Annotated in this window: 1 protein-coding gene; it reads right to left on the bottom strand. The window is 45.4% G+C overall.

The window, feature by feature from the left end; translation table 11 throughout:
* A partial coding sequence (locus ACYQ78_RS39740) for a hypothetical protein (RefSeq protein ID WP_459806166.1) occupies positions 1-262 on the bottom strand: 262 nt, incomplete at both ends.

Genomic DNA, 262 nt, shown 5'->3' with positions numbered 1-262 from the left:
ATGGCAATAAGATCAGCTGTAAACTGCGACGAAAAGTGATACTTTTCCTCACAGTTCTTCCAGTATATATCTGAATCAGGGTACTTGGTTTTCTCCAAGCCATGGGCAATCGTACACTGAGTGACACCCAACTTGTGAGCAAGCAAAGAGGCAACCAGGTTTCCCTCACTGTAATTTCCTATGATCAAATCGGGTTTCGCCTGTAGCTCTGCGGTAACTTCTTTCGCAACATCCTCGGTGAAAGTCTCGATGTATGGCCAGA

Source organism: Herbidospora sp. RD11066 (assembly GCF_054661255.1).
The sequence above is the reverse complement of the archived record's forward strand: the minus strand, read 5'-3'. Positions and strand labels throughout refer to the sequence as shown.